The sequence below is a fragment of the Paenibacillus sp. MZ04-78.2 genome, from assembly GCF_024213375.1.
In the GTDB taxonomy this organism is placed as follows: domain Bacteria; phylum Bacillota; class Bacilli; order Paenibacillales; family NBRC-103111; genus Paenibacillus_G.
In genome coordinates this window covers 66806-89540 of the sequence record NZ_JANAVJ010000009.1, presented here as the reverse complement: position 1 = coordinate 89540, position 22735 = coordinate 66806, and the positions used below count along the sequence as shown (strand labels likewise).

18 protein-coding genes and 1 riboswitch are annotated in these 22735 nt (G+C 58.4%); of the genes, 11 read left to right on the top strand and 7 right to left on the bottom strand.

Annotation, left to right across the window (positions count from 1 at the left end; all coding sequences use genetic code 11):
• Positions 1 to 144: 144 nt before the first annotated feature.
• A complete protein-coding gene (gene pdxR, locus NLX71_RS09695) occupies positions 145 to 1578 on the top strand; it encodes a MocR-like pyridoxine biosynthesis transcription factor PdxR (protein WP_254363399.1) in 1434 nt (477 codons plus the stop codon).
• Between the two features lie 75 nt (positions 1579 to 1653).
• Here the strand turns inward: pdxR and NLX71_RS09690 are convergent, their stop codons facing one another.
• The 3 genes from NLX71_RS09690 to NLX71_RS09680 all read right to left on the bottom strand — a co-directional run bounded on the left by NLX71_RS09690 (position 1654) and on the right by NLX71_RS09680 (position 4140).
• A complete protein-coding gene (locus tag NLX71_RS09690) occupies positions 1654 to 2904 on the bottom strand; it encodes an MFS transporter (RefSeq protein WP_254363398.1) in 1251 nt (416 codons plus the stop codon).
• A 36-nt stretch (positions 2905 to 2940) separates the two neighbouring features.
• The gene (gene asd / locus NLX71_RS09685) at positions 2941 to 3732 is read right to left on the bottom strand and encodes an archaetidylserine decarboxylase (RefSeq protein WP_254363397.1); all 792 of its coding nucleotides are present in this window, start codon (positions 3730 to 3732) and stop codon (positions 2941 to 2943) included.
• A 186-nt stretch (positions 3733 to 3918) separates the two neighbouring features.
• Positions 3919 to 4140, bottom strand: a complete 222-nt coding sequence (locus NLX71_RS09680) for a hypothetical protein (RefSeq protein ID WP_254363396.1) — start codon at positions 4138 to 4140, stop codon at positions 3919 to 3921.
• Positions 4141 to 4760: 620 nt separating this feature from the next.
• Positions 4761 to 4866: riboswitch (TPP riboswitch) on the top strand.
• 188 nt (positions 4867 to 5054) lie between these two features.
• Between NLX71_RS09680 and NLX71_RS09670 the strand changes: the two genes are divergently transcribed.
• Genes NLX71_RS09670 through tenA form a run of 4 tightly spaced genes read left to right on the top strand, consistent with a single transcriptional unit; the run spans position 5055 to position 8653 of the window.
• Positions 5055 to 5639 (top strand): ECF transporter S component, encoded by a 585-nt coding sequence (locus NLX71_RS09670; protein WP_254363395.1) that lies wholly within the window; start codon positions 5055 to 5057, stop codon positions 5637 to 5639.
• Positions 5636 to 7138 carry an ABC transporter ATP-binding protein gene (locus tag NLX71_RS09665; protein WP_254363394.1) on the top strand — a complete coding sequence of 501 codons (1503 nt, stop codon included), beginning with the start codon at positions 5636 to 5638 and terminating at the stop codon, positions 7136 to 7138. The genes NLX71_RS09670 and NLX71_RS09665 overlap by 4 nt, the downstream gene beginning before the upstream one ends.
• Before the next feature lie 6 nt (positions 7139 to 7144).
• Positions 7145 to 7939: an energy-coupling factor transporter transmembrane component T family protein gene (locus tag NLX71_RS09660; protein ID WP_254363393.1), complete on the top strand. Its 795-nt coding sequence runs from the start codon at positions 7145 to 7147 to the stop codon at positions 7937 to 7939.
• Positions 7940 to 7987: 48 nt separating this feature from the next.
• Positions 7988 to 8653, top strand: coding sequence for a thiaminase II (tenA, locus tag NLX71_RS09655; protein ID WP_254363392.1), 666 nt, complete (start codon positions 7988 to 7990; stop codon positions 8651 to 8653).
• A gap of 64 nt (positions 8654 to 8717) precedes the next feature.
• Here tenA and NLX71_RS09650 read toward each other — a convergent pair whose 3' ends face one another.
• On the bottom strand, positions 8718 to 9479 hold the full coding sequence (locus NLX71_RS09650) for an aminoglycoside adenylyltransferase domain-containing protein (protein ID WP_254363391.1): 762 nt from the start codon (positions 9477 to 9479) through the stop codon (positions 8718 to 8720).
• Positions 9480 to 9845: 366 nt separating this feature from the next.
• Here NLX71_RS09650 and NLX71_RS09645 point away from each other — a divergent pair, with 366 nt between their 5' ends.
• The 3 genes from NLX71_RS09645 (at position 9846) to NLX71_RS09635 (ending at position 12314) form a co-directional block, all read left to right on the top strand.
• On the top strand, positions 9846 to 10019 hold the full coding sequence (locus NLX71_RS09645; RefSeq protein WP_254363390.1) for a cytochrome c oxidase subunit 2A: 174 nt from the start codon (positions 9846 to 9848) through the stop codon (positions 10017 to 10019).
• A gap of 45 nt (positions 10020 to 10064) precedes the next feature.
• Positions 10065 to 10535 carry a cytochrome c oxidase subunit II gene (locus NLX71_RS09640; protein ID WP_254363389.1) on the top strand — a complete coding sequence of 157 codons (471 nt, stop codon included), beginning with the start codon at positions 10065 to 10067 and terminating at the stop codon, positions 10533 to 10535.
• A gap of 129 nt (positions 10536 to 10664) precedes the next feature.
• Complete coding sequence (locus NLX71_RS09635) at positions 10665 to 12314, top strand: b(o/a)3-type cytochrome-c oxidase subunit 1 (RefSeq protein WP_254363388.1); 1650 nt, start codon at positions 10665 to 10667, stop codon at positions 12312 to 12314.
• 120 nt (positions 12315 to 12434) lie between these two features.
• Here NLX71_RS09635 and NLX71_RS09630 read toward each other — a convergent pair whose 3' ends face one another.
• From NLX71_RS09630 to NLX71_RS09620, 3 genes are all read right to left on the bottom strand, one after another.
• Positions 12435 to 13211, bottom strand: coding sequence for a pirin family protein (locus tag NLX71_RS09630; RefSeq protein ID WP_254363387.1), 777 nt, complete (start codon positions 13209 to 13211; stop codon positions 12435 to 12437).
• An 87-nt stretch (positions 13212 to 13298) separates the two neighbouring features.
• The gene (locus NLX71_RS09625; RefSeq protein WP_254363386.1) at positions 13299 to 13748 is read right to left on the bottom strand and encodes a MarR family winged helix-turn-helix transcriptional regulator; all 450 of its coding nucleotides are present in this window, start codon (positions 13746 to 13748) and stop codon (positions 13299 to 13301) included.
• Positions 13749 to 13911: 163 nt separating this feature from the next.
• Complete coding sequence (locus NLX71_RS09620; protein ID WP_254363385.1) at positions 13912 to 14733, bottom strand: lipase family protein; 822 nt, start codon at positions 14731 to 14733, stop codon at positions 13912 to 13914.
• 184 nt (positions 14734 to 14917) lie between these two features.
• On the opposite strand from NLX71_RS09620, the gene NLX71_RS09615 reads away from it, so the two are divergent.
• The 3 genes from NLX71_RS09615 to NLX71_RS09605 all read left to right on the top strand — a co-directional run bounded on the left by NLX71_RS09615 (position 14918) and on the right by NLX71_RS09605 (position 22718).
• Entirely contained in the window at positions 14918 to 15496 is a 579-nt protein-coding gene (locus NLX71_RS09615) for a DNA-3-methyladenine glycosylase I (protein WP_254363384.1), read from the top strand.
• 146 nt (positions 15497 to 15642) lie between these two features.
• Positions 15643 to 16794, top strand: coding sequence for a glycosyltransferase family 4 protein (locus tag NLX71_RS09610; protein WP_254363383.1), 1152 nt, complete (start codon positions 15643 to 15645; stop codon positions 16792 to 16794).
• Positions 16795 to 17009: 215 nt separating this feature from the next.
• The gene (locus tag NLX71_RS09605) at positions 17010 to 22718 is read left to right on the top strand and encodes a WIAG-tail domain (RefSeq protein ID WP_254363382.1); all 5709 of its coding nucleotides are present in this window, start codon (positions 17010 to 17012) and stop codon (positions 22716 to 22718) included.
• Positions 22719 to 22735 lie beyond the last annotated feature (17 nt).

Sequence of the window (22735 nt, the reverse complement as noted above, 5' to 3'; positions counted from 1 at the left end):
CCGATTCTTAAACATTTTTCTTTTCGTGAGCCCTTTTGATATGGCTTGTTGATGATTGATATTATAAAATAGTCAATATAAACTTATTTTATTGGACCACTTGTAGAAAACGAGCCTTTTCGGCTTGAAAGGATGATATCGGAAATGCACTTTCACATCGCTTACCACGCTTATCTTGAACGTCACCCGACGAAGCTTTTGGCGCTCTATCATGCGCTGCACGACGGAGTAACCGGAGGCGTTCTCGCCTACGGGCTGCGGCTTCCGTCGACCCGGGAGCTGGCCGGACTGTACGGGCTTTCGCGCGGGACGGTCAATCAGGTGTATGAGATGCTGGCCTCCGAAGGCTATCTGCAATGCCGGACCGGAAGCGGAACCTACGTCGCTTTCCGCAAGGAGGAGCAGGGCGGTCCGGACGCGGCCCGTCCGGAAGCGTCGTACCGCTTGTCGGCTTGGGGGGAGCGGCTCGAATCGGCCTCGCCCCGCGGCCGCATGGTGCCGCAGGCGGCTATCGATTTCGACTGCTTCGCACCGGAGCTTGATGCTTTTCCCCGCGAGGCGTGGAACCGCTGCCTGCACGCCGCGGTGCGCGAAATGACCGCCTCCGGCGCGGGCCGGAGGGAGTGCCCGCCGCAAGGCTACGGGCCGCTGCGCGAAGGCATCGCCCGCTATCTGCGCCGTGCCCGCGGCATCGCCGTAGAGGCCGGGCATATCGCCGTCACGGGCGGCTCGATGCAGGCGCTTGCGCTGCTCGCGCAGCTGCTGGTCGAACCGGGCGAGCCGGCTGTCGCCGAGATGCCGGGCTACGCGGGCATCCGCCGGGCCATCCGGGCCGCCGGGGGACAGTGCATCGACGCGGAGGTCGATGCGCAAGGCATCGTGCCCGCGGACTGGGAGGCGCGGGCGCTGTTCGTGACGCCGACGCGGCAGTTTCCGACGGGGGCGGTGCTGAGCCTGGAGCGGCGGCAGGCGCTGCTGCGGTGGGCGTACGAGTGCGAAGCCGTCATCGTCGAAGACGATTACGACAGCGAGTTCCGCCACCGCGGCAAAAGTCTGGAGCCGCTCAAGGCACTCGACCGCGAAGAGCGCGTCGTCTACGTCGGCAGCTTCACCAAGACGCTGCTTCCTGAGGTCCGCATCGGCTATGCGGTGCTGCCGCCTTCGCTCGTACAGCCGTTCGCCCGCGCCCAGGCGCTGTACGAGCCGCACCCGGCCAACCTGCTGGAGCAAAAGGCGCTGGCCGCTTTTATGGCTTCCGGGGAGTACGAGCGGCATCTGCGGCGGATGAAGCGGATCTACAGCCGCAAGTTTGCCTTGTTCATGCAAATGCTCACAAGCGAATTGTCGGACCGGTTCCGGTTTGTCGAGAGCGACGCGGGACTTCATATTTTCGGCTGGTGGCTGGGGACAGAAGGGGAGTACTTGGACTACCGCGCCACTTGCGAGGAACGCGGTGTCCGCTGGTCGGAAGCGCGGGTCGAGACGGAAGAGGGAGCAAAATACGGGGCGTACTTTAATTTTCCTCATTTGTCCGAAGAGCAGCTTAGGCAGGGCGTAGAACGGATGAAAGGGGAGTAGGCAAGCCTTTCGATATATAGCAAAAAGGCTGTTTCGGAATTTCGAATCCAAAACAGCCTTTTCGTATTGTGCGCGTTACTCCGCTTCTTGCGCCCATTGTTTCAGCGTACGGTCGCTCGGCAGGAAGAACGTCAGCAGGCCGATGAGCGGCAGGAAGCTGACCAGCTGCATGACGAGCGGCAGATGGAAGGTGTCGATCAAGCTGCCGAGACCTACCGCGCCGAGCGCCCCGAGTCCGAAGGCGAGGCCTGTGATCAGACCGGACACCGTGCCGACCTTGCCGGGCATCAGTTCCTGCGCGTAGACGACAGTGACGGAGAAGCTTGACAGGATGATGAAGCCGTTCACCAGCAGGATGACATAAGTCCAGAACGCATTGGCATAAGGCAGCGCCAGAGCCAGCGGGGCCGCGCCGAGCATCGCCATAAAAATAACGTTCCGGCGTCCGATCTTGTCGGACAGCGGACCGCCCATGAATGTGCCGAGCGCGCCCGCGGCGGCGAACAGGAAAATGTACATCTGCGCGCGCTCCAGACTGATGCCGAATTTGTCCATTAGGAAGAACGGATAATAAATCGTGATGCCCGCGTGGTACCAGGAACGGGCAAACACGAGAAAGATCAGCATGCCTACCGCAAACGCGATCTGCTTCTTGCGGGCCGGGCTCATGGCGCGGGAGCCGCTTTTTCGGGCCTGCGGCGGGTTGGCCGCTACGTATCCCTGATACCATCGGGAGATATACAGCTGGACGAGGACGCCCGCCCCGGCCACGGCCGTAAACCACAAGGCGCCGAGCTGCCCAAGCGGAACGAACACGAGCGCCGTCATGACCGAAGCGAGCGATTGCCCGGAGTTGCCCCCGACTTGAAAGATCGACTGGGCCAAGCCGCGGCGGGAGCCTCCGGCCATGTAAGCGACGCGCGAGCCTTCCGGGTGAAAGATGGCGGAGCCGACTCCGATCAGCAGAACGGACAGCAGAATGAGCGTGTAGTTCGGCGCAAGCGACAGCCCCAAGACGCCGAGAAAGGTAAAGCTCATGCCGATCGGCAGCATGTACGGCATCGGCTTGCGGTCCGAATAGAAGCCGACAACCGGCTGCATGACCGAAGCGGTCATATTCAGGGCGAATACGATGATGCCGGATTGCATATAGCTGAGACTCATCTTGTCTTTGAGAATCGGCAGGATCGCCGGAATCACCGCTTGTATCGTATCGTTAAACAGATGCACCAGACTGATGGCGAGCAGAATGCGAAAAACAGTCGGCTTGACGTCCGTCCGCACAGCCTGCTGAGCCGCAGGCGCCGGACCGCTTTGGACCTTCATGAGAAACGACTCCTTCCGTCTGTCGGTCGGTATGCGCTACTCCCGACGCTTAAACGTTCCGAGCGCTTCTCCGACGTTCACCTTGCTTCCGACTTCCAGTGCGGTCCGCGGTTCGAACGTGCCGTTCTCCATTAGAAGAACGATGGTCGAGCCGAATTCGAAGTAAGCCAGTTCGTCGCCGCGCTCCAGCCGGTCCGGCAGCGGGACGACGTATTGAATGCTGCTGACGTTCAGCGCGCCGACCTTAACGACGGCGATTTCTCCCGCGTCGTGCTGCATGTACGTAATTAACCGTTCGTTCCGGCTAAGTACGCGACGCATGTGACGGAGACCAAATTCGTTGACCGGATACACCTTGCCGGGGACATGCTCCTTCTCGAGAATGTCGCCTGTGACGGGCGAATGAATCCGGTGGTAGTCGGTCGGGCTCAAGTAGAGCACGCAATAGTAGCCGTTCGTATAATTGATCATCCGGGGGCTCTCGTTAAGCAGCTCCTGAATGGTATAGTCCTGTCCTTTGACATTGACGATCAGTCCCTCATGAATCGGCCCGATGCCGGTAATCATGGCATCCACCGGGCTAACCAGCGTGTTCGGCGTCGCATCGATCGGACGAAGTCCGCTTTTGAGCCGACGGGAAAAAAACTCGTTCAGCGATCCGTATTCGTGAACCGCTTTTTCCGCGTCCTGCACACGGATCCCGTACGTTTTTGCGAAGCGGGGAATCAGCCCGCGGCTGGCACGGGATTTGGCGAAAGCTCCTGTCAGCCTTGACACCGATTTACGGGAGGAGAGCTCGGTCAGCAGCCGAAAAAACGAAATCTTCATAGGGCTATGGTTCACCTGTTCCTTTTAATATGGAAATGCGGTACAACGCTTATCTTGACATAGAACAAAAGACAAAGCAACAGTCAAACGGGTCCGAAAAAGCAAGAAAAGCCCCCGAAGGAGCCTTCCGTTCAGACGGTCAGGTCATATAAAGCTTCATAAGCAAAAACTTTTGTAGAAGCGCGGTCACGATGGCTCGAAGCGCAGCTCGCATTTCTTGAAATCGCCGCACGTCAGACACGTCGCTAAATTAACCAGGATCGGGGTGCTTGACCCGGAATATTTAATGCAATAGATGGGAGTTCGGTGCAGCGGATCGGGCGAGATCATGACGCAATAAGAACAATGCTTCACCATTTCGGTCGTGATCAATTCCGTCTCAAGCTGCGATCGAAGCAGTTTGTCCATAGTAAGGCTCCTTCCTCCGTTGAAGACAGCGCTTCCATCACTTGCAACCCGCATACGTGGTCTACAGGCGCGCAAAGGTACCGGGTAGTACCAAGGTTCCTTTATTTTAGCAGAATCCGACAATGAAGGCCATAGTTCGCAACCATTTCCTAGTAAAGGATAGTAATTATTTTTCGATATAAGGTAAATTTCTCCTAGTTTTCTTCAAACTTCGACATGAATACGGTACAAAAGGGCTAACCCTGGAGTAGATCCCGTGGATTGCCTCCGTTTTTGTTAAGATTGAGCCTCCGACACGGTTAAAGCCGTGGGATTCTTAGCTAGTTAACGCACGCAGGCCATTTCTGTTTTGTGCAGACTGCTAAGTTAAGAGCTAGCTCATTAGCTCATCCTAGATCAGAGCGTATAGCTATCTAGGCTGATAGACTGTTACCATCTATCACAGGTTGGCGCAGGATGTTGATCGCTCCAACTCTGTCGCGGTGTGCGCGATAACCGCATGAACACTCAACTTTCTGCTCGCAAGAAAAGCTTCCTCTAAGACACGAATGTATCTTCCTCGATAATGCTTCGATAAGAAGCTTTTCTTATTGACAATTTGGTGAACCGTGGTAATATAGGTGTGTCACTAGGGGCGCCGCTTAGGCTGAGATTGGATCGATAGATCCTAGACCCTCTGAACCTGATCTGGTTGATACCAGCGTAGGGAAGTGGAGAGCGTCAGCACGCTTGCATCAAACTGTGCTTACAAGAGCCGCTTCCGTCTTATACGGGGGCGGCTTTTTTAGTTGATGCGGAGCCGTAAGCTTCATGTCATTTACGGCTTCGCGTTTATCTTGGCGTAATCCGCTTGGGCAGACCGACGTTGTTGTGTCCCGGATAAGACTTACAGTTCTTCGAAGGAGAGGAAACAGATGAAAAAAGGCTTGAAGCTGACCGACATTCTGGTCACCGTCGTCATCGCCGTCGTCTTCGGTATCGTCTACCGGATATGGGGGGACGTGTACAATCTGGCGGCGGTGCCGGGCATCCAATTGGAGCAATTCGTTTATGGCATGTGGTTTATGGCATCGAGCGTCGCTTTCTTAATCATCCGCAAGCCGGGCGTCGCCTTTTTGGCGGAAGTGGCTGCAGCTCTGACGGAAATGCTGCTTGGCTCGCAATACTCCGTCAGTTCGCTGACGTACGGAATCTCGCAGGGGTTGTGCGCGGAGCTTGTCTTCGCGGCGTTCGGCTATAAGCGGTATGGCGCGGCCGTTGCCGGTCTGGCCGGAATGGCGTCCGGCGCAGGGGCGCTCGTATTCGACTACTTCAAAAGCTACTTGACCGTATTGCAGCCATGGAATCTCTCATTGTATATCGTACTCCGATTCGTCGGTTCGTTCCTGATTACCGGACCGCTGGCTTACGCTTTGGTTAAAGCGCTGGAGAAGACCGGCGTCACGCAGCTTGTCCGCCCGGCAAGCCTTGACGATTACAAGGCGCTGGACCGGAAATGAGCGGCGTAGACCGGATCGCGCACGTATCGGGGCTGCGCTTGAAATTTCCCGGCAGTCCGTCGCTGCTCTTCAACGGCTTGAGCTTCGGCGCCGACGCGGGGCAAAAGGTGCTGCTGCTCGGGCCAAGCGGCTGCGGTAAATCGACGCTGCTGCAAGTATTGAGCGGCCTGATTCCGCAAGCGGTCGACGTGCCGGTCAAATACGACAGCATCGGCATTCCGCCATCCTGGGGCTACTTGTTCCAAGACCCCGACGCACAGTTCTGCATGCCGTATGCCGACGAAGAGATTGCGTTCGTGCTCGAAAATCTTCAGGTGCCGCGCGACCAAATGCAGCTGCGGATTCTAAGCTGCCTGGAGCAGGTCGGCCTGCGGCTTGAGGAACTGCACACCCCGATCGCCGCCCTGTCGGGCGGCATGAAGCAGCGGCTCGCCATCGCTTCGCTTCTGGCGCTGGAGCCGGACGTCTGGTTCCTCGACGAACCGACGGCGCTGCTCGATCCGGAAGGCACGACCGAGGTATGGGAAACCGTCAAGCAGGTGACCCGGGACAAGACGGTGCTCATTGTGGAGCATAAGATCGACGAGATCGTCGATTTTGTCGACCGGGTCGTGCTGTTCGATACGCAGGCGCGCATTCTGGCCGACGGAGAGCCGGGCGCGGTGTTTAGATCGCATAAGCGCGAGCTTCGGGAGTATGGCATCTGGTACCCCGGCGTATGGGAGGACTACGACCGGCGCAATGCCGCTGCGCAGCGGGAGCGGATAGAGCCGGCAGCGACGAAGGAGCCGCTGCTCCGGCTGGACCGCTTCGCCGGCTATTACGGCCCGGTGAAGAAGTTCGAAGCGGCGGCGGCCGAATTGACCGCCGGCGACTGGATCGCCGTCGTCGGCGAGAACGGCGCAGGCAAAAGCACGCTGCTGCAATCGCTGATGCAGCTGCTGCGGACGGAAGGAAGCTACGAACTGGGTGGCCGTACGGTCCGGGAATTCGACGACGTCGCCGACATGGCGGCATACGTCTTTCAAAATCCGGAAATGCAATTTGTCGCGAATACGGTATACGACGAAGTAGCATTTAATTTCCGCCGGGACGGCGAGCCGGAACCCGCGGTCCGTGCGAAGACGGAGGAGTTGCTGGCGTGGTTCGGCCTTGAGGGCCACCGCAGCCTGCATCCGTACCAGCTCTCGCTTGGACAGAAGCGCCGGCTGAGTGTAGCGGCCGCAACTGTCAAAGCGCAGCGGCTTCTGCTGCTGGACGAGCCGACGTTTGGCCAGGACGCGGCGAATACGTTTGCGCTTCTGGAGAAGCTCGAAGCATGGCGGCGGGAAGGAACGGCCATTGTCATGGTGACGCACGATCCCGACATTGTAACCCGCTTTGCTACCCGGGTGTGGGAGGTGCGGCAAGGCGTCCTCGCCACGGAGTTGAGCCCCGAAGCTTATGAGGCGCGGCTGCGCCCGGAGCGGCGGACGACATTCGAAGAGGTAGGGAGTTGACGAGACGTGCTGTTGGCCTGGTCGTATCGGGAAACGTGGCTGCACCGCGTCAATCCGAGCTTTAAGCTGCTCGTATCGGTAGGCCTGTTCCTGCTTGTTCTGTTCACGCATGACATCAACGTGCTTACCAATATCACGTGGATGTATCTGGTGCTGCTCTTTGCCGCCACCGGACACCCGTGGCGCAGACTGCTGCTGCTGTCCCTGCCGTTTGCGCTGATGTTCGTTTCTTCCTCCACCTCGATGGTATTTTTCGGCAAGGGAGAGACGACGTGGGTGCGCTGGGGGCTCGTGCACATCACGGAGGAAAGCTTCTTCCGCGGGCTGCAAATCGGGCTGAAAACCGTAAACGCCGCGATGATCGGACTGCTGTTCGGCTTGACGACCAGTCCGGTAAACTTGTTTTACTCGCTCATGCAGCAGTGCCGGCTTCCGGCGAAATACGCCTACAGCTTCATGGCCGCTCTGCGGCTCGTGCCGATGGTGGCGGCCGAATACCGCACGCTGCAAATGGCGCTCAAAGTGCGCGGGGTCAAGATGAGAAAGGGCGTCATCGGCTGGGTCGATACGCTGAAGCGGCATTCGATTCCGCTGCTGGCGCAGAGCATCCGCCGAGCGCAGCGGATCGCGGTGGCGATGGAAGCGAAGTGCTTCTCGTCCGTCACAAATCGTACGTATTATTACCGTATCGGGTGGTCGGGCAGCGACGGCCTGCTGCTGGCCGTCACATTGACGGTCTGGGCGGCCGCTTGGCTGCTCGGCTGGAAGTTTCCGTATTTTCCGGTCGGCGACGTACGATAGTTATGCGGCAATGGTTGGCTTACCCAATTTCAAGGAGGTAGATTGGTTATGAAATTTTCAGAGCAAGTACGACAAGCGGCGGACGCAAGCTGGCAAGCCAGCTTCGAGCACCCATTCGTCAAGGGCATCGGCGATGGAACGCTGCCGCTCGATTGCTTTCGGCATTATGTGCTGAACGACGCGTACTATTTGGCCCAATTCGCCCGCGTGCAGGCGCTCGGCGCGGCTAAAGCAAACGAGTTGGCAACAGTGAACAGCATGGCGCGTCATGCGCAGGGCACCTACGAGGCGGAGTTGTCCTTGCATGAGAAATTCAGCAAGCTGCTTGGCGTCACCGAGGAAGAAAAAGCGGCGTTCGAGCCTGCGCCCACTTCGTATGCCTACACTTCCCATATGATCCGCGCGGCATATACCGGTCAGCTCGGCGACATCATCGCCGCGATCCTGCCATGCTATTGGCTGTATTACGAAATCGGCGAGCGGCTGGCGGGCTGCACGCCGGAAGAGCCGATCTACCGCGATTGGATCGCAGCCTACGGCGGCGATTGGTTCCGGGTGCTCGTCGAAGAGCAGATCGCCCGGCTGGACGAGCTGGCGGAGCAGGCAACGGCTCAGGACCGGGAACGGATGCAGAATCATTTCATTCTCAGCAGCCGGTATGAATACATGTTCTGGGACATGGCTTACCGCAAGGAGACATGGCCGGTATTATAATCCTTATCGCAAACAGGCGCACCGCCGAAATACGACGGTGCGTCTGTTGTTGTGTCTGCCGGGCTCACGGAACCGACCGCCGGATTTCACCGAGCATATAGCTGGCGAAATCAGATAGCAGCCCCTTGTCCGGCTCCAAGAGGTCCGCTTTGCCGCCGTACCGCTCCAAGCATAGACGAACGGTCTCCACGTACGCCGAAGGCAGCGCTTTTAAGCCCCATTCGCCGCCCTCCCGTTTCGAAGCAACGACGCCTTCCTTGAGATAATATAACGTTCTGCACAAATTCAAGACATAATACTCTGGCGCCTTCAGGATGCCTTGGGGCGCGTCCTCTACATCGTGAAGAATGGATTCGATGTAAAACCGCTTGTCGATGGGCCGCATCACTTCGCGCAGCGGCTTTCCATATAAAGCAATTCCCCGATGAAAAGCGACAACAAAGTGCGCCACCAGGTCGGGGTCTTCCCGGCCTCCGCAAATATAATTCTCGTCCATCCGATACTTGTCCCTGTGCAAGGGGGAATAGTGAAATTCAAAAGGCGTAGGATAAACGAACTTGTCCAAACTGCTTTCGAGGACGACGCTCAGCTCGATTCCGCCTTTGTTCGGCAGCTCGCCGTCGATGGCAAGCAGCTTTTTGGCGATCCGCCTCGCCGTTTTCGCTGCCAAGCTGCGTTTGGCAACAATCAGCAGGTCGATATCGCTTTTATCCGGGTTAAAGCATCCCATCGCCAAAGAGCCGTGCAAATACATGCCCGCCAGGTTGTCGTTCAGCTCTTCTTTAAACAGGCTTGCGATGTTGTTCAATACCGATGGAACAGGCATATCGTCCCTCCTCGTACAAAATCGTTTGCCTCTCGGCGTCACTCTGCATTGATATAGATTGACAACGTCGAAATTCCCTTATCCTAGAGGGTACAGCACATCGAGCAGCAATTTCAAGCGTATATCATCAAAAACAAAGCCATGAAAGATGCCTCCCTTATCCTTACAATTTGAGAATAAATAAACAAAATCAAGCCGTCATCGAATTTCGTCACAACCGGAAGCAGGTTCGACGATTTTCGTCTTTTTCGTCCATAAAACGTTCAAGAATCCTCGACTTTTGAAGTGATTTAAATCATAGGGCCTTTTGGTCCCAGACCTCTACAATAAGGACATAAGATGTCCCGCACAAGGGGAGGGAATGAGATGGCTAAACCACACAACGCCGCGCCCCAAACGCATCAAGGGGAAACGCCGATTGTCAAACAAAAGAACGAAGAGGAAGGCTTAAGAGGCACGTTCGCTTCCGTCATGCTGCTCGGATTGTTTCTGCTGCTAAGCTGGATCGGGGTCTTCGTATTGTTCTTGGTCAGGGGATAAAACCGTAACGGGGAACGAAACAGAGATTGAAGGAGTTGAAGAAGCATGCATATTCATCGTTTGGAAAAAATTTGGCTCATTTTCGGGATTTCCATGTTAGTCTTGTTTTTAAGCGTCGTTGGAGTGGGAGCGTTTGCATTAGGGATGGAGCCGCCAGGCAATCACCGGCATACGGTAAACCCGGAAACGCTGAGTACGACGCCGCCGTTCGATAACCCGGGGCTTCGCCAAATTGGCGACAAAGAGTACGAAGCGATTTTGATCGCTTTCGCTTTCGGGTACAATCCCGATAAGTTGGAAATTCCGGCGGGGTCGAAGGTTCGCTTTCAAGTAACCAGCTCCGATGTCGTGCACGGGTTTCAAGTGAACGGAACGACGATCAACATGATGGCCGTACCGGGCGAGGTGAACCATCTTTCGTATACGTTCGATAAGCCGGGGGAGTACCTGGTACTGTGTAACGAATACTGCGGCGCGGCGCACGAAGTCATGATGATGAAAATCATCGTAAAATAGGCGCGCACGGTCGCTGAAAAAACCGCAACATCTTATATTGTGAAAACTATCACAATTTGTGAAGGCGGAAGCGAGCCGATTCCTTCGCCGGAATGTCTTGCCTGGTCCGCAATTAAAGGAGCGTATCCTATGATTCAAAATCTGAAAAGTTTCGATCGGCGCGATTCGGCCTTGGTGCTCGCCCATATTTTGTTCGCTTTCTTCGCGTTGTTACTCGGTGGCGTTGCCGGCGTTATGCAAGGGCTCGTCCGCGGGGGAATGCTTGCGCTGCCGATGGGCATCGGCTATTACCAGTTGCTGACGGCGCACGGCGTCTTGATGGCGCTCATCTTCACCACTTATTTTATCATCGGCTTTTTATATGCGGGGGTGGCCCGTACGCTTGGAGGCCACTTGCTGCCGATCGCCCGCAATCTCGGCTGGCTCGGCTTCGGCCTGATGACGCTCGGAACGGCGATAGCCACAGTTGAAATTTTGCTGAACCGGGCGACGGTGCTGTATACGTTCTATGCTCCGCTTAAAGCATCGCCCGCGTTTTATATCGCGCTGGTGTTCGTCGTCGTCGGGAGCTGGATGAGCGGCTTCGGCATCTTCATCAATTACCGCTATTGGAAAAGAACGCACCGCGGAGAAACGACCCCGCTCTTTACGTTTATGGCCGTCGTGACGATGCTGATGTGGGTTATTGCAACGCTGGGCGTCGCAATCGAGGTATTGTTCCAGCTTATCCCGTGGTCGCTCGGTTGGGTCGATACGGTCAACGTCGTATTGAGCCGGACGCTATTCTGGTATTTCGGCCATCCGCTTGTTTACTTCTGGCTATTGCCTGCTTATATGTGCTGGTATGTCGTCATTCCGAAGGTGATTGGCGGCAAATTGTTCAGCGATGCGCTTGCCCGCTTGTCGTTCATCATGTTTCTGCTCTTCTCGATTCCGGTCGGCTTCCACCATCAGCTCATGGAACCGGGAATCTCGAACGTCTGGAAATTCGTGCAGGTCGTTCTAACGTTCATGGTCGTTATTCCGTCGCTGATGACGGCGTTCTCGCTGTTCGCCTCCTTTGAGATGCACGGCCGCTCCGTCGGTGCGAAAGGACTGTTCGGCTGGCTGAAGAAGCTGCCTTGGAAGGACGTCCGCTTCTTCGCTCCGTTCATGGGGATGCTGATCTTCATCCCGGCCGGAGCCGGGGGACTGATTAACGCCAGCCATGAGCTGAACGCGATCATTCACAACACGCTGTGGGTAACCGGCCACTTCCATCTGACGGTGGCAACGAGCGTGGCGCTGACCTTCTTCGGCATCACCTATTGGCTGATCCCGGCGATGCTGGGGCGGGAAATGACGCCGCTCATGCACCGGATGGGGATTATCCAAACGATCGTGTGGCTGGTCGGCATGTTCTTCATGTCGGGCGCGATGCATACGGTCGGTCTGTTCGGGTCGCCCCGCCGGACAGCATTTACCACGTATCAGGATAGCCCGGACGCGTTAGGCTGGATGCCGTACCATGTGGCGATGGCCGTCGGCGGCACGATCTTGTTCATCGGCGTCGTCATGATGATCATTAACGTCGTCATGCTGCTCAGCGCCCCGAAAGGGGAAACCGAGTTCCCGATCGCGGAAGCGAGCGAAGCGGCGGAAAAAGCGCCGGCCATCTTCGAGCGCTGGGGCGTATGGGTCGGTGTGGTGGTTGTCCTTATTCTTGTAGCTTACTCCGTACCGGTCATGGATATTATTTCGAATGCCAGCGTTGGCTCGAAAGGATTCAAGACCTGGTAATATTCGATACTCTATTCCTCCATTTTCTCTCTTTTGCCTCCGACACGGCCATGGGCCGGCGGAGGCCCTTTTTTTTTGCGCTCAAAAAGCCCCGCGGTTATCCGCGAGGCTTAGCTTACGTTATCGTTTGGGGTAAAGCGGGTAATCGACGGTGGTAGGAACCTCGATCAGCATGATCCGCAGCGTTTCGCCGTCCGCAGCTTGAAGCGACACGTTCGTGTCGGCGGCCGCCCCGAGCAGCATGAAATCTTTGTGCCGAAACGGCGTGACCGCGTCTCCGGCCGAAGCATTCGTCCAGGCTCCATGCCCGCGGACGGCGAGCGCCGTTAACGTATGGTCTGCCGGAATGACATGCCGGTAGACGGCGCCGGGCTCCAGCGTCAGGTCCCATACTTTGGCGTCCGCGACAAGCTCGACCGGCGAGCCGTCGCCGATGACTGTTTTGCGTACGAACCCTTCTCCGGCTTCCTCCGGAAACGCTTCATGGTCGAACTGGCGATAAGTCGGCTTCCGTTTCAGCGCTTCATTCAGCTCCGGCTCGAACCAGATCTGGAAGCCTTCCATATCCGGGCCGATAAACCGCTCTTCGTGAGACACGCCCGACCCGGTCTGCATGACCTGCGCGCCGCCAGGTCCGACAACGCTTCGCGTGCCGAGCGAGTCGCCATGCTCCGCTTTGCCGGTAAGAACATACGTGATGATCTCGAACGCTTGATGGGGGTGAGACCCGATATAGCCTTCCTCTGCGGCGAAAGCCCACGCCCAATAAAACAGCGGCCCGACCCGCTTGACCACCGACCGTTCGCCGGGAAATCCGATCGGCTTCTGCTCCGTAATCCGGCCTCCGTCGAAGGCTCCGCTTCCTTGCATCGTGGGGGGATAGATCATGATTTGCATCAATATAACCTCCTGAATAAGCTTAGTTTGGGCTAGGGGAAATCTCAATATTAAGATATGCGCTGCGGGTTCGCCGGGGGCGACCCACTATTTGAAGCTTTCCTGCGCCGCGATCCCGAGCTTCTTAAGCAGGCCGATCGCTTGGTGCTTCTCCTCGGCAGATATGCCTGCGACTGCGGCTTCGATCGCTTTGCGATGCTGCGGGAACGCTTCGTCCAGAAATGCACGGCCTTTCTCCGTAATTTGCGCGAAACTGACCCGGCGGTCTTCCGGGCACGGCTTTCGGACGACAAGCCCCTTTTGTTCCAGCTTGTCTACGACATAGGTGATGTTGCCGCTGGTCATCAAAATTTTGCCGCCGATCTGCTGCAAAGGCTGGGAACCCTTATGATACAGCAGCTCCAGCACCGCATATTCGGTCGGATTCAAGCCGTACCGCCGGATGTCGCGGTGGGCGTGGGCCGTGATCCATTCGTTCGCCCGGGAAAGCACAATGAACAAATGCAGCGATTCGTCCCGGTTGTTCTCTGCGTTCAACGTTCGCAACTCCTTTCGCTGCCGCGCGATGAGTCTGCAATCAGTATTCCTCATTCCTGAGCGGCAATACATACCTGAGTTAGATTGTTTTAGAAGTTCGGAGTGAATGGTTGATAGCGACTGTTTTGTCTTAAATTTAAGATAATACCTTTTAAGATGATTGTCAAGGAAAAAAGCAAAACCGGTTAGGGCTTTGAGTTTGTTGAGAAAGTGGTGAACGAGCTAAGCAAAGGCTTCGCTTTTTCCTTGGATTCGGGCCGCTAGTTGGTCTCTGCTTGTCGGAGACGTTGCGGCCTGCGCTTCGGCGCATCAGCTCGTTGTAGTAGCTTTTGATCGAATGGCTTCCCAGCAGACCTTTGTTTTGGAAGCGGATCACGTAGCGGTACCGGACATGCCGGTATACGGTTTTGCCGAAGGAGAGGGGCAGCAGCGGCACGAGATCGTACCGGTTGGCAACGTGGGTGCTGTGGTGAATTCGGCGGTTAAACCGACGGACAAAATCAGGATTACCGACCTTCGGGGCTCCGAACGTGTAGACGACGGGCTGCTTGAAGGGAGTGTGAAAGACGAGGTCGAGCGCGCACAGCGTAACTAGCGAGCCGCCGATACTGTGGCCGGCCAAATACAGTCTTTTTTGAGGGGAAGCTTTGTTCAAAAAGCGCATAATCGGCTTGCGGAGCACAGATGCGTACAGCTCCGTAATACCGCGATGCGTCAGTCCGGCGTTGCGGACAAAAGGGAACGGAATTTGATCGAACTGCAAATCTTTCTTCAATTCGGATACAGCCGCCGTGCCGCGGAGTGCGATGACGATCGATTGCTTGGACTCAAGAATGAATCCGAGGTAAGGAAACTTCTTTTTGCCCAAGACGGCGGCCAGCTTATACCCGGGGGGCAGCTCGAACGATCCGTTATTGTTGTACTGCCGGATGGCCTGATACACGATAGCGGCCAGCAGGATGGCCCGGTTGGAAGCTATGGTCATTCGACATGCTCCTAACATTGGAATCGGTCGTATAGTGTATTCCGGCGCCTCCGGCAGTGAAACGGGGGAGCAAGGAGAGGGCAGCGGGCTAGTCCTCGTTCAGCTACGCCAAGTCTAGAACGGTGACAAACGGTGTCGCAACAATGTGGTATAGTTAGGGAAAAAAGGAGAGGGGAAGTGTCCTATGACATGCCGCTGTGGCTGGTGTAACGAAGACCCTTTATATATCGACTATCACGATAAGGAATGGGGAGTTCCCGTTCATGACGACCGGAAGCTGTTTGAGATGCTGATCCTGGAAGGGGCGCAGGCGGGACTGAGCTGGTATACGGTGCTCAAAAAAAGAGACCGGTACCGGGAGGCGTTCGACGGCTTCGATCCCAAGGCGGTAGCCGCTTACGACGATGCCAAATTGGACGAGCTGCTCGGTGATCCGGGCCTGATCCGCAACCGGCTCAAAATGCGCGCCGCCGTGACGAATGCGAAGGCTTTTCTCGCGGTGCAGGAGGCGTTCGGCAGCTTCGACCGCTACATTTGGCAGTTCGTCGGCGGCGATACGATCCGCAACCGCTGGCAGAGCCTGAAGGACGTCCCGGCCAGCACGCCGGAATCGGATGCGATGAGCAAGGCGCTGAAGAAGCGCGGCTTCACCTTTGTCGGCTCGACGATCTGCTATGCGTTTATGCAGGCGACCGGCATGGTGATGGACCATACGGTCGATTGCTTCCGGTTTGCGGAGCTTTCCGGAGCCGGGGCGGATTAATCTGGATATTCGCTAGTTCGTTCTTTATGATGAGGCCCTGCGCGGCAAAATTCAAACGGCCCAAACTACGGCCCGGACAACTCCAGCCTATCCACATCCACAGCGCCAAGAATATACTGCTAAAAAGATCGCGGGGGGGCTGCTCCATGAAAGAGCGAGATGTCGTCTTCGTGACGCCGGGTTCATTCGTCATTCCTTCAGGCAACAGCAGCTCCGTTGAACTGGTCGTGGAACAAGTCGTCCGCCGCCTGCAGAAGCACGTCCGGCTGGCGGTGATCGGGCGGCGGGGCCGGAAGCTCCGACGGACCGAAATTCGCGAAGGCGTCCTCTACAAGCGCGTGCGCGCCGCTTCGCCCCGCCGCTATGTGGAGGGCGTCAGCCGCAAGCTGAAAAAGCTGCGGCCGAAGGTCATTCAGGTGGAGAACCGCCCGCGCTTCGCCCGGTTTCTCAAGCGAAGGCACCCGGACGCGGAGGTATGGCTGTCGCTGCATTCCGTTACGTTCGTCTCCAGGCCCCATATCCGGCGGCCCGAACTGCGGCGTTGTTTCGCCGCGGCGGACCGGATCGTGGTGAACAGCCATTACCTGAAGGACGAAATGGTGCGCAGGGACCCGCGTGTCAAAGCCAAAATTATCGTGAATCATCTCGGGGTCGATCCGGACCGTTTTATTTCCCGGTGGTCTCCCGAAGGGGCGGCCAAGCGGGAGGCGCTGCTGCACAGGCTCGGTCTGCAGGACCGCAAAATCATTCTGTATGTCGGCCGTCTTATTCCGATTAAAGGCGTGCATCGTTTGCTGGCGGCGATGCCCGAGATTGTAGGTAGAGTGCCGGAAGCGATGCTGCTCGTGGTGGGCGGGGCCTTTTACGGCTCGAAGAGGCTTACCCCCTATGTGAGACGGCTTCGGAGGGCGAGCGTGCCGCTGAGTAAGCATGTGCGCTTCGTTCCGTATGTTCCGCACGGCGAAGTGGACGACTGGTTTCGTTTGGCCGATGTCCTCGTCGTTCCGTCCGCCCGCCGCGAGGCGTTCGGTCTTGTCAATGTGGAAGCGATGGCAGCGGGCGTCCCGGTCGTCGCCACCCGTGCCGGAGGAATGCCGGAAATTGTCGAGGAGGGCGTTACGGGAATAACCGTGGAACCGGACGCATTGGAGAGCGGCCTTGCGCCGGCGGTAATCTCCCTGCTGCAAAACGAGGACGAAGCCCGCTGTATGGGGGAACAAAGCGTAGAGCGGGTACAGCGGCTATTTACATGGGAGCGGATGGCGGAGCGGTGGCTTACGCTTTACAACGGGTGGTGAACGATGCCGCCTGTTTTTTTTGCGTTCTTCGCAGATCGGCGGTTCATGGCTTCAATGCTTAAACGAGCAAAAAACGCCTCGGCTTTCTTGAGCGCATGCCCATTTTTCGCCGGGCGAATGACTTCCTTCTGGGTGCATGCATATGTTACAAGTATCCACTAGCGTTGATTGCCAGTATGGCCGACCAGGCATTACACCATATGGGAGGATCTGATATGAAACGAGAAAACCGCCGGATTAACGGCCCACGCAGACCGGTGCGCAGCAAGCGCATGGACTCGTATATCGATGAGCTCAAGTGGCTTGATGACAAGCCGCGAAACGTGAGGCAGCGAGCTGACATTGAAGATGAAATCGGCGACATCGGTCACTTTGTCGTTGAGGAAAGAAAAAATCAAAAGGTTGCCGAATCGCATGCGGTTACGGACGCTCCCCGGGCAGTCGAAGGGGAAACCAGACCGCGGTTGGCACCAGGGTCCGCCGTGTACACGGACGATTTGGCCGATGAGTCGGTAACGACGGAGAAAATCGCGCGTTACGCCGTCGACGGTACCCGGATCAAGCGAAATAGCGTCGGTCGGGACAATCTGACCGACTATGCGGTCGACAGCACCAAACTGGCAGACCGGAGCGTCACGATGCAAAAGCTTGCTTATCAGTCGGTGACATCGGATCACCTTGCTTCGGCCTCCATCACCACGGAAAAAATTCAAGACCGTGCAATCAGCGGGGAGAAGCTTCAGGACAACAGCATTACTTCGGAGAAGCTGGCGGATAAGACGATCGATGGGATGAAAATTGCCGAAAAATCGATTTATACGAAGCATTTTGCCGACGAAGCGATTACCGGGGAGCTGATTCAACAGCAGTCGATCACGTCGGACAAAATCAGAAGCGGCTCGATTAACACGATTCATTTGGCCAACGGAGCGATCAATTCGTCAAAACTGCTGGAAGGCGCGGTTACGACGGAAAAGCTGCGCGATTTTTCAATTACAGCCGCCAAGCTGGTTGATGGAGAAATTAGTGCCGAGAAGCTGGCCCATCAGTCGGTCACGGAGGATAAGCTGGCGCCTTGGAGTGTGGCTTCCGAGCATTTGAAATTGAATTCGGTGCTGCACGATCATTTGACGGCGGGGTTGATCCGGGGAGTCAATATTTCGTCGAAGCAGATCGACGCAAGTCACCTGACGGAAGATGCAGTGCAGAACGTTCATCTGAAGGACGGAGCCGTGACTTCCGCCAAATTGTCCAAGGAAGCGGTGCAGGGGCCGCATGTGCAGGAAAGGGCGATTGAAAGCCGACATCTGCAGCACGGGGCGGTGGAAGGCCGTCACTTGTCCGTCCATGCGGTGACAACGGATAAACTGGCGCTTTACAGCGTCGGCACGCCGCAGTTGTCGGATTCGTCCGTCACCTCCGAGAAATTGGGCGAGCAAACCGTTACCTCGCGAAAGCTGGCGAAAAAATCGGTATTCGGCGAGCATTTGGCAGAAGACGCCGTCAATTCGCTGCATTTGACCGACAAGGCCGTGCAAGCCGCGCACATTGCAGCTTTGGCCGTCGGTCCGGACCATCTGCAAGACCGCTCAATCACGGCGGAGAAGCTGCAGGACCGGGCCGTCACATCCGAGAAGCTGGCCGGTGCTGCGGTGCTGACCCATCACTTGCAGGAGGGTGCGGTACAAACTACGCATCTGGCGAAACACAGTGTCACCACCTCCAAGCTGTCCGGTGAGTCGGTATCGACCGACAAGCTGACCAATCTGGCTGTGACGACGGCGAAGCTGGCTTCCGCAAGCGTAACATCGGAGAAGCTGGGCAAGGAATCGGTGCAGGCGGAGCATGTGGCCTTCGGTGCGATTCAAAATGCGCATCTCGGCAAAGCGTCCGTGAAGACGCACCAGCTTGTTACCGGCGCCGTCACCCGCGATAAGCTGGAAGACGGCGCGGTAACGGCGGAGAAGCTGGCGGAAAACGCGGTGACGGCGCTGCATCTTACGGAGGGAGCGGTGCGAGGCTCGCATTTGGTGGAGGGAGCGGTGGACGGCAGCCGCTTGGCAGCGGGCGTGGTGACGGCGAAGCATCTGATGCCCGGCGCGGTAATGGCGCCGCACCTGACGGAGGGAGCGGTACGAGGTCCGCATCTGGCGGAAGGCGCGGTGGACGGCAGCCGTCTGGCAGAAGGGTCCGTGACGGCGGCGCATCTAACGCCAGGCGCGGTTGGCGCGGAGCATCTGGGGCACGGATCGGTGGGCGCTGCACAGCTGCAATCGCAGACTGTGACGACGGCGAAGCTGGCGGAAGGCGCAGTGACGGCGCTGCACCTTGCGGAGGGAGCAGTGCACGGGCTGCATTTGGCGGAAAGCGCGGTGGACGGCAGCCGCTTGGCGGAGGGGGCCGTAACGGCTGCGCATTTGACGCCGAACGCGGTCGGAGCGGAGCATCTGACGGCGGAGGCCGTGGGCGAAGCGCAGCTGCAGGCGAGGTCAGTAACGTCGGCGAAGCTGGCGGAAGGCGCAGTCATGACGCAGCACCTGACGGAGGGCGCGGTCCGTGGTCCGCATTTGGCGGAAGGTGCGGTGAGCGGCAACCACTTGACGGCGGGCGCGGTGACGTCGGAGAAGCTGGCGGAAGGTGAGGTGACGGCGCAGCACCTTGCGGACGGGGCGGTCCGCGGCCGCCATCTGGCGGAAAGCGCGGTGGACGGCAGCCACTTGGCGGAGGAGTCCGTGACGTCGCTGCATCTGGCGCCGGGCGCAGTAGGCGCGGAGCAACTGGCGGCGGAAGCCGTGGGGGAAACGCAGCTGCAGGCGCAGGCGGTGACGTCGGGAAAGTTGGCGCTGCGTTCGGTGATGTCGCTTCATCTGAAGCCGGGCACTGTAGGCGAGGAGCATCTGGCGGAGGAAGCCGTAGGCGAAACGCAGCTGCAGGCGCAGGCGGTGACGTCAGAGAAGCTGGCGGAAGGCGCAGTGACGGCGCAGCATCTCGCAGAAGGCGCGGTGGACGGCAGCCGCTTGGCAGAGGAGTCCGTAACGGCGCTGCACCTGGCGCCGGGCGCAGTAGGCGCGGAGCAGTTGGCGGCGGAAGCCGTAGGCGAAACGCAGCTGCAGGCGGAAGCCGTAACGTCGGGGAAGCTGGCGGAAGGCGCGGTGAAGACGAGGCACCTCGCAGAGGGAGCGGTGGACGGCAGCCGCTTGGCGGAGGGCTCCGTGACGACGGCACATCTAACGTCAGGCGCGGTAGGCGCGGAGCAGCTGGCGGCGGAGGCCGTAGGCGAAGCGCAATTGCAGGCGCAAGCGGTGACGTCGGAGAAGCTGGCGGAAGGCACGGTGACGGTGCGGCACCTCGCAGAGGGAGCGGTCGACGCAAGCCGCTTGGCGGCGGAGGCCGTAACGACGGTACATCTAGCGCCAAGCGCGGTGGGCGAGGAGCAGTTGGCGGCGGTGGCGGTAACGTCGGAAAAGCTGGCTGAAGGCGCAGTGACGACACTGCACCTCGCGGAAGAGTCGGTTCGCGGCCGGCATCTGACGGCAGGCGCAGTCACGGCGCTGCACCTTGAAGAAAAGGCTGTGCGCGGCCGGCATCTGGGGGAAGGCGCGGTCACAACGCAGCACCTCGCAGAGGGAGCGGTGGATGGCAGCCGCTTGGCAGAAGGCGCGGTGACGCCCCTGCACCTTGCGGAAGAGTCCGTGCGAAGCCGGCATCTTGCAGGAGGCTCGATATTGGCCCTGCACCTAGCGGAAAGGGCAGTACGCGGCCAGCATTTGTCCGAAGGCGCGGTGGGTACGGAACAGCTTGCGGCGGAAGCCGTAGGCGAAGCGCAATTGCAGGCGGAGGCCGTGACGTCGAAGAAGCTGGCGGAAGGCGCGGTATTGGCCCTGCACCTGGCGGAAGGTGCTGTACACGGTCAGCATCTGGCCGAAGGTGCGGTAGGTACGGAACAACTGGCGGCGGAAGCCGTCGGTGAAGCGCAATTGCGGGCGAAGGTCGTGACGTCGGAAAAGCTGGCAGAAGGCGCAGTATTGGCTCTGCACCTAGCGGAAGGTGCGGTTCAAGGCCGGCATTTGGCCGAAGGTGCGGTAGGCGCGGAACAGCTTACGGCGGAAGCCGTAGGTGAAGCGCAATTGCAGGCGGAGGCCGTGACGTCGGAGAAGCTGGCGGCAGGCGCGGTATTAGCCCTGCACCTAGCGGAAGGTGCGGTTCAAGGCCGGCATCTGGCCGAAGGCGCGGTGGGCGCAGAACAGCTTACGGCGGAAGCCGTAGGTGAAGCGCAGCTGCGGGCGCAAGCGGTGACGTCGGAGAAACTGGCGGAAGGTGCGGTCACGGCGCTGCACCTAGCCGAAGGCGTGGTTCAAATCCGGCATCTGGCCGAAGGCGCGGTGGGCGCAGAACAGCTTGCGGCGGAAGCCGTAGGTGAAGCGCAGCTGCGGGCGCAGGCAGTAACCGCGGAGAAGCTTGCCGAAGGCGCAGTAGGCACGGAACAGCTGGCGGCAGAAGCCGTAGGTGAAGCGCAATTGCAGGCGGAGGCCGTGACGTCGGAGAAGCTGGCGGCAGGCGCGGTTACGGAGCTGCACCTTGCGGAAGGCGCAGTTCAAGGCCGGCATCTGGCCGAAGGCGCGGTGGGCGCAGAACAGCTTGCAGCGGAAGCCGTAGGTGAAGCGCAGCTGCGGGCGCAGGCAGTAACAGCGGAGAAGCTGGCGGCAGGCGCAGTAGGCACGGAACAGCTTGCGACGGAAGCCGTAGGCGAAGCGCAGTTGCGGGCGCAAGCGGTGACGTCGGAGAAGCTTGCGGAAGGAGCGGTGATGGCCCTGCACCTTGCGGAAGGTGCTGTACACGCTCAGCATCTGGCCGAAGGCGCGGTGGGCGCAGAACAGCTTGCGGCGAAAGCCGTAGGTGGAGCTCAGCTGCAGGCGCAAGCGGTGACGTCGGAGAAGCTGGCGGAAGGAGCGGTGACGGCCCTGCACCTTGCGGAAGAGTCGGTGCGAAGCCGACATCTGACAGGAGGCTCGGTGATGGCCCTGCACCTTGCGGAAGGTGCTGTACGCGGCCAGCATCTGGCCGAAGGATCGGTGGGCGCAGAGCAGCTTGCGGCGAGAGCCGTAGGTGAAGCGAAGCTGCAGGCGCAAGCAGTAACGTCGGAGAAACTGGCCCTGCGTTCGGTGACGTCGGATCATCTGTGCGTCGAGTCGGTCGACGGGCTGCACATCAAACAGAAGACGATCTCAGGCTATCATCTGCTGCCGGGCACGATTTCCTTCATTCATTTGGAACCGTCGTTGCAGGCGCTGCTGAACAGGCGGCCCGCTGAGGAAGCGTGGGAAGATGTCGCCCACATGGTCAGCGATCCGGATCGATTCGATCCTAGCGGCGAAACGGAAGATATTTGCATCCAGAGCGAAACCGAAACACCGGAAGCGGATGAAGCAGCAATTGTTCTGGATTTGGAGGAAGTCGTAGTACCTGAGCTTGAGTCGGAGTCAGCGGAGATCCGTGTTAGCGCGCTGCGTCTCCCATTGGACGAAGTGTCTGCGCGACATTCGGAAGCCGACGTCCCGGAGGCCAGCCAACTGCAGCCGGGAAGCATCGGGTCGGAGCATTTGGCGGCCGGAGCGGTCACGCCGGAGCATTTGTCCTTCCAGCCGGTGCAGACGGTTGGCGTCCGGACGACGGTGCAGCAGTTCGGGATGAGTCCGTTCCTGCTAAGTCTCGAAGACGAACTGACGGAAGTCGTGCTAATCTTTGACCGGCCTTTTGCGGACAACAGCTATGTACTGGTAGCTTCGACAAATCAGACGAACACCTACGCCGTCATTCAACAAAAGGAGCCCGACGGTGCTATTTTGGAAGTGGTCCGTTCCAAGGATTCGTCAGAGCTGCAAGGAGTGGTCAACTGGATTGCGATCGGAGCGGCGAACGAGTAATTGAAACGGCCATGTTT

Excerpts from the sequence above, each read along its gene's own strand:
- pdxR (WP_254363399.1), top strand. The coding sequence starts at position 145 with ATGCACTTTCACATCGCTTACCACGCTTATCTTGAACGTCACCCGACG.
- NLX71_RS09690 (WP_254363398.1), bottom strand. The coding sequence starts at position 2,904 with ATGAAGGTCCAAAGCGGTCCGGCGCCTGCGGCTCAGCAGGCTGTGCGG.
- asd (WP_254363397.1), bottom strand. The coding sequence starts at position 3,732 with ATGAAGATTTCGTTTTTTCGGCTGCTGACCGAGCTCTCCTCCCGTAAA.
- NLX71_RS09680 (WP_254363396.1), bottom strand. The coding sequence starts at position 4,140 with ATGGACAAACTGCTTCGATCGCAGCTTGAGACGGAATTGATCACGACC.
- NLX71_RS09670 (WP_254363395.1), top strand. The coding sequence starts at position 5,055 with ATGAAAAAAGGCTTGAAGCTGACCGACATTCTGGTCACCGTCGTCATC.
- NLX71_RS09665 (WP_254363394.1), top strand. The coding sequence starts at position 5,636 with ATGAGCGGCGTAGACCGGATCGCGCACGTATCGGGGCTGCGCTTGAAA.
- tenA (WP_254363392.1), top strand. The coding sequence starts at position 7,988 with ATGAAATTTTCAGAGCAAGTACGACAAGCGGCGGACGCAAGCTGGCAA.
- NLX71_RS09650 (WP_254363391.1), bottom strand. The coding sequence starts at position 9,479 with ATGCCTGTTCCATCGGTATTGAACAACATCGCAAGCCTGTTTAAAGAA.
- NLX71_RS09645 (WP_254363390.1), top strand. The coding sequence starts at position 9,846 with ATGGCTAAACCACACAACGCCGCGCCCCAAACGCATCAAGGGGAAACG.
- NLX71_RS09640 (WP_254363389.1), top strand. The coding sequence starts at position 10,065 with ATGCATATTCATCGTTTGGAAAAAATTTGGCTCATTTTCGGGATTTCC.
- NLX71_RS09635 (WP_254363388.1), top strand. The coding sequence starts at position 10,665 with ATGATTCAAAATCTGAAAAGTTTCGATCGGCGCGATTCGGCCTTGGTG.
- NLX71_RS09630 (WP_254363387.1), bottom strand. The coding sequence starts at position 13,211 with ATGCAAATCATGATCTATCCCCCCACGATGCAAGGAAGCGGAGCCTTC.
- NLX71_RS09620 (WP_254363385.1), bottom strand. The coding sequence starts at position 14,733 with ATGACCATAGCTTCCAACCGGGCCATCCTGCTGGCCGCTATCGTGTAT.
- NLX71_RS09615 (WP_254363384.1), top strand. The coding sequence starts at position 14,918 with ATGACATGCCGCTGTGGCTGGTGTAACGAAGACCCTTTATATATCGAC.
- NLX71_RS09610 (WP_254363383.1), top strand. The coding sequence starts at position 15,643 with ATGAAAGAGCGAGATGTCGTCTTCGTGACGCCGGGTTCATTCGTCATT.
- NLX71_RS09605 (WP_254363382.1), top strand. The coding sequence starts at position 17,010 with ATGAAACGAGAAAACCGCCGGATTAACGGCCCACGCAGACCGGTGCGC.